Source organism: Corynebacterium sp. MSK073 (assembly GCF_030232085.1).
In the GTDB taxonomy this organism is placed as follows: Bacteria; Actinomycetota; Actinomycetes; order Mycobacteriales; family Mycobacteriaceae; genus Corynebacterium.
Window position 1 is genome coordinate 1 of sequence record NZ_JASPIY010000025.1, and the last position, 5,377, is coordinate 5,377.

The 5,377-nt window shown below is 53.7% G+C and carries 5 protein-coding genes; 1 reads left to right on the plus strand and 4 read right to left on the minus strand.

Going from position 1 to position 5,377, the window contains the following annotated elements; all coding sequences use genetic code 11:
• Positions 1–676: 676 nt before the first annotated feature.
• Together QP970_RS11385 and QP970_RS11390 are read right to left on the minus strand one after the other, a co-directional pair.
• Positions 677–1,537 carry a P-loop NTPase family protein gene (locus tag QP970_RS11385; protein ID WP_284869948.1) on the minus strand — a complete coding sequence of 287 codons (861 nt, stop codon included), beginning with the start codon at positions 1,535–1,537 and terminating at the stop codon, positions 677–679.
• A 341-nt stretch (positions 1,538–1,878) separates the two neighbouring features.
• Positions 1,879–2,967: an FtsK/SpoIIIE domain-containing protein gene (locus QP970_RS11390; protein WP_284869949.1), complete on the minus strand. Its 1,089-nt coding sequence runs from the start codon at positions 2,965–2,967 to the stop codon at positions 1,879–1,881.
• A 934-nt stretch (positions 2,968–3,901) separates the two neighbouring features.
• Here QP970_RS11390 and QP970_RS11395 point away from each other — a divergent pair.
• Positions 3,902–4,405: a helix-turn-helix transcriptional regulator gene (locus tag QP970_RS11395; protein WP_284869950.1), complete on the plus strand. Its 504-nt coding sequence runs from the start codon at positions 3,902–3,904 to the stop codon at positions 4,403–4,405.
• Between the two features lie 181 nt (positions 4,406–4,586).
• Here QP970_RS11395 and QP970_RS11400 read toward each other — a convergent pair whose 3' ends face one another.
• Entirely contained in the window at positions 4,587–4,823 is a 237-nt protein-coding gene (locus tag QP970_RS11400) for a hypothetical protein (RefSeq protein ID WP_284869951.1), read from the minus strand.
• Between the two features lie 18 nt (positions 4,824–4,841).
• Entirely contained in the window at positions 4,842–5,210 is a 369-nt protein-coding gene (locus tag QP970_RS11405; RefSeq protein ID WP_284869952.1) for a DUF2599 domain-containing protein, read from the minus strand.
• Between the last annotated feature and the right edge of the window lie 167 nt (positions 5,211–5,377).

Here is a 5,377-nt window from a genome sequence, read left to right on the forward strand (position 1 = left end):
ACCAGAAACGAAGAAAAAATCGCTGCCTAACCACTAGGTAGCTCCACTACGTGTCCACGATTTGCGGGCAACCCCACTGGTAAAGTTTTCCTTGTTCGTTAACAATGCGGAAAGACTTTGTTAACCGTGCTTCTTTAAAGATAAGAAAGTATTTCATGATGAAGCACGGCGTGGCATATGAAAAACCCTAGCTCTGATGAGCTAGGGTTTTTCTTGCTGTAACAATTCAATAGTCAGTCTACTTGCACATGGATTGTGTGTCTAGTTAGACGCGCGGAGAGATTCACAAATCCGCGTGGGATGGTTTCCCGAAGCAATAGAAGTTCCTCGCTTTTTACCGAGCAGAGAGTACAGGGTTAGAGCCTGGCTTCTTTTCGCGCGTGCGTATCCGCCAGGTGCTCCCCAAGACCGCGAGGCTTGGGTGAAAAGGCCCGCCGAGCCTGGGGCTACGGTCGTTAAGTAATATAGCTGAGCTTAACCAAGAGGTACGCACACATGCCGCCGGGGCTACAGAGGTAATGACTGTAGCCACGTATAAGCGACCGACGTCCCGACTGACGGAAGAGTCGAAGAGTCTAATTTCCCTTGTATACGTGCCTTTTTATCGCTGTTGTCAGCGACAAGAGGCACGGCGCTCCCTCTGAGCCCTCCCTCAGGAAGGGGCTCAGGACGTGGCCTAAATAGTTACGGTGGGTTCGTTGAATCTGCGTAACTGGTCGGTGACGTCGTGAGCACCGCTAGCGTCTATATACATAATCGTATTGATGCGCCGAGCGAGGGCTTGTCGTCGAGATACTGAGGCCCACGAGTAGAAAGACCAGGGAGCTTCGTTAGAGACGAGCACTACTTGGTTGTAGGCGGCGACACGGTCAGCGTAGCGGGCGGGGAGCACTGTAGGCCAGATATCCAGGACATTGAGGAGAGTGCTAAGTCGCATTTCACCGTCGAACTCGTCCAGGATGAGCATCTTTTGTCCGCAGTAGGAATCGAAAGGATGCTGATAGTCGGTCACTCGATAATAGTTTGTGCCTCCCATCTCTACAGCGCGACTGGTTTTCCCTGTTCCGGGCGGTCCGTAGAGCCAGATGACTTCTAGCTGGCGAGGCTTAGTGTGGCGGGAGCGGTCTCGCGCAGCGACGAGTTTTTCTACCATTGCGGTCATGCGATTGGATTCGGGGACTTGAAGGAAGACTTCGTCGGCAGAAAGCCCTTTTTCAAGGATTGCTTCGCGGACTACCTCGACATCCTTGCGACGCCCTTTTTCGTCACTGTGTCTAATTATGCCGTGTTCTAGCCTTGGTTCTTCAGAGACGCGGGTCTCTTCTTTGGTGACATAGTCGATGGCCTGCTGTATGGGGCCGCGGCGGGGTTCCAGATGCGCCGTGGGCAGTTTATTTTTGAGTGTGGAGAACCGGATCGGGGAGTTTCCACCGTCGATGAGCAATTGCCAGTGGCGGTATCCATCTGCGGAACCTTCTTCGAGCTGGCCTAGGTAGGTGTATGAGGCTAGTGCTTCTTCTATCTCCTTTCGGCTCATTTTTTCTGCTGATATCGTGGCCATCCATGACCGGGACTGCGTAGTCTTGCTACAACGTTTGCTACGCATTGCTTCACCTGAATACCCTTTCTGAGCTGGGTTGATACACGCTACAGAGGTGCCGGGGTAACACTAGCCGGCACCTATCTGCTGCCGCGGCGGCATTCGCCGCCTTGCCACTGAGAAATTGTCTTTGATGCGCTGTTTCTAGGCAGTGGTCGGCGCCCTATCGGGCGCTTTCTGGGGGTCTTCTTTCGCGGCGCCGCGTCCTGCGCCGGCGTCCTCCCGTTGGGAGATCCGGCTCCGGACGCTCTGCCGCGGTCGAAGACACCCAGAGCGGCTTATCTGGGTCCGTAGACCTGGACCATCCGCATCGGATGGCACTCGTCGTCGACGACGAACTGGCCTGGCTCCGCTGAAAGCGGGTCGGGCTCCCCTTCTCCTGGGCGTACACCCAGCACGAGCTGGGCATCTTCTGGACGCGTTACGCGGCCGACCATTTTCACTCCGCAGAGGTCTCTGATGCCTGTTGGGATGACATCCGCTGTCATGCGCTGGGTCGCTAGCACAACCAAGACGCCGGCGCTTCTGCCTCTCTGGACGAGGTCGCGCACGAGCGCTTCGCGCTCTGCTGCAGTAACCTTGTCCTTTTTTGACGTTGATGCTGGTGAGAACCACGTTTGGCACTCATCGAGCACCAAGAGCAATAGCTTCGGTCGGTCTCGGGTATCGATTTTCCAGAAATCGATACCCTCCTCAAGGCGCTTTTTCATAGTCTCTCGGAGGAATTCGACTTTTCCCAAGATTTTTGCTGGATCGTCTCGCTTTCCGTCGACGAAGACCACTTCGGAGCGATTCATAAGCGCCACTATCAGCTGATTTAGGAAGACCGTTTTCCCGCTGCCAGGCTTACCCGCCAGAATGAGACCCGATTTGTCTTTCAGGGAAATGCGCGCGGGTTCTCCAGTCGTCATGTCTACACCGATGAGCATCTCACCCGTGGGCGCGGAAAAGCGGGCTCTGCCTGGAAGGTATCCAGGAGTTTTTACAGCGTCTTTGACCACTACGTATCCATCGAAGGCGGATAATCTAATCGGGCTCTTCAGGAACTGAGCTAGCTCCGCCTCTAGCCCGGAGCGTTTCCACCTTTCCGTCTCTCCCGGGGAAATGACGATCCGCCCGTCACGAGATACGCGTCTAATGGTCAGCCCGAAGGACTCGCTAATTTTCTCTCGGTGCGTATAGACGCGATATGCAGCCCTGGAGCGAAACCACCATTTTCTCTGCAGCTCAGAGAAAAGAAAATAGCATCCAGCTATGGTCACTGCCAGCAGGATTATCCATGGCAGAGCCTTGAGGAGAGCCGCGTCTGCATCATCGGCGGCTGTGCGTAGTTGCTCCAGCTTGTCATGTCTACTAGAGGAGCTCATGCGCGACCTCCTCGACCTTTTCTACGCCTGTGGCCTGCAGGAATACTGTTCCTTCGACTGCTCCGGCCATGAGTCCATGAAAGGCCACCAAATCGTCCTGTGAAACATCTGGCCGTTCCGGGGCCCAGACGGTGACTCGAGAAGGCTTCACCTCCCGTTCTACAGCTCCATCGCTTCCTGTGCGCTCGCTCATGACGAGGCTGATTTCTATGGACCAGGCCAAGCAGCCTGGGAAAAAGCGGCTGGTTTGTGGGCTGCCGCCTCGCTCCCGTGGGGAGTCCGGAGCGGTCCGTACGCGGACCGCCTCAAAAGCTTGGTGGACAGGGGTTAAGTAAGGTGGAATACTGCTGTTAAGCACTTTGCTCCTTTCTATGAGCATAGAGGTGTCGTTGAGTCCTCTCGGGGTAGCCGGCAAGCACAGCCCGAGAGGATTTTCCTTACCTGCTTGAGGCTACGCACCATCTCACCCCACACGCAACACTTGGTCTTGACAAATGGGGTTTGTTCTACTAGGCGTACGTCAAGGCGTACGTCAGGGCGTATTTTTCCAGCTCAGAGTATCTTTTTCAGATGTGTTCTGACCAGGATTTTCTCTGTAGACTCATGCAAAACGATCTTTAAAAACCTGCGACGCCAATACATTCCCCAGAATGGGGGTGGGGTTAGGAAAGAGTCCCTTAGGAACACCGCCGACGCGCTTTATCTCGCGATGGCTAGAGAAGCCCCCCCTGCACAGCCACCCTTTGCGAGATGTGCAGGCACTGTCCGATAACGGGCGTTATGTTCGACTCCTCCATTTCCCCAGCATGCAGCCACACACCACGCCCTACATCCCCACACACCCCGCCGCACCACCTGGTGCACCACCACAGCGCACCATATACAACAGCGTGGTGCGCCTAGTGCACCGCACTACACCACTACCATTGCACACATGGACGACCACCTCGACCAACTACTCACCATCGCCGAAGCAGCCAGGCTCACCGGCGTCGCCAAATCCACCATCACCCGCGCCAGAACCCGCGGAGAATTCCCCCGAGCCCAGCAAAAACAAGACACCTGGTACATCCCCATCGGCGACCTCATCAACAGCGGACGACTCGACACCATCACACACACAACCCCCGAAACCCCCACCAGTGCAACCAGTACACAAGACCACCAAACTCTAGTGCACGCACTAGAACTAGAAAAACAACGCGCACACTACGCCGAACAACAACTGCACCAGGCCCAACAACTCATCCAAGCCAAACAAGACACCATCGACGCCCTCAAAACCACCATCCACGCACTAGAAAACACCCCACACAAACAACTCACCACCACCCCACACCAAGAAAACACCCACCCCAAGCCCGAAACCGAGCCCAAGAACCCACCAATAGAAAGGCGCAGCCCCTTACAACGCCTCAGCCAATGGATCAAAAAATAAACTCTGCATTAAGGTGGATAACCTATAATTGCCCCCGAATCCCCTGCATAAAACTATGTCCCCCAAAATAATTTGGGGGACATAGTAGATGGTGTTCATCTCACTCATCTTAGAAGCATCACTGAGGCAACAGTACTAAGTCTAGGAGAGCGGAGAATGAAGGAAACCAATACAAAAATGGTTAGTGGCCGTCGACTGGAGTCTTCTTCTCGAATAGAGGGCCGGAGAAAATAAAGGCAAGAATCACAAGCACAGTGCCAGCTACCGTTATTAGTAAAGGAATGACGGCGTTACCGGATTGTTGCCCAGCGTCTGCGTCACTGGCAGACATTCCCGCACTAAACAAAAAAGCTCCAGCAGAGAGCATAATTAGGCCTGAGATTCCTGATAGCAGTACCGGCCATACTGTGCGATTCATAGAATACGCTCCTTCTCGCTATGGATTGCATAGAGCAAGAACGGTTTTATTATACCCAACATCTGGACGCCAGCTTTCTAGATTCCAAGGATCCTTGAATCCAGCATTGGAGATATGGCAAGAGAGCTGATCATGCATATTTTGCCCATGAAGATGCGCTGGTGTCTTTCGCTTGTACTCATCCCACATTTCATTGTGCAGCTTATCGGAGGTAGCAGCATTGTTCGTATAATTTCGGCCTCCCTTGTGATGCACGTGTACACGCTCTCCTTGAGGCGTGTTCTCGACGTCTACACTAGTGAAGTAGTCCTCCATAGCTTGAGCCTGGGCCGGAACAATCAACGCACCCGTAATAGCAGCTGCCGCCAACTTATTCTTCAGCTTCATTGAATTCCTTCCTAAGTGAACGCGAAGCTTACACTTAGGACACTATGAAATGAGAATGAAGCTGCACAACAAACTAGCTATGAATGCCTGGTGAGGTTACCCTCGTTTAGTGGACACCCGATTAGTGCGGATCTTGTGTCCGTAGGAGAGGATGTTCATTGTGAGTC

Bases quoted from the DNA above. Each gene is read 5' to 3' on its own strand.
- QP970_RS11395 (WP_284869950.1), top strand. From the start codon at position 3,902: ATGGACGACCACCTCGACCAACTACTCACCATCGCCGAAGCAGCCAGG.
- QP970_RS11385 (WP_284869948.1), bottom strand. From the start codon at position 1,537: ATGAGCCGAAAGGAGATAGAAGAAGCACTAGCCTCATACACCTACCTA.
- QP970_RS11405 (WP_284869952.1), bottom strand. From the start codon at position 5,210: ATGAAGCTGAAGAATAAGTTGGCGGCAGCTGCTATTACGGGTGCGTTG.
- QP970_RS11400 (WP_284869951.1), bottom strand. From the start codon at position 4,823: ATGAATCGCACAGTATGGCCGGTACTGCTATCAGGAATCTCAGGCCTA.
- QP970_RS11390 (WP_284869949.1), bottom strand. From the start codon at position 2,967: ATGAGCTCCTCTAGTAGACATGACAAGCTGGAGCAACTACGCACAGCC.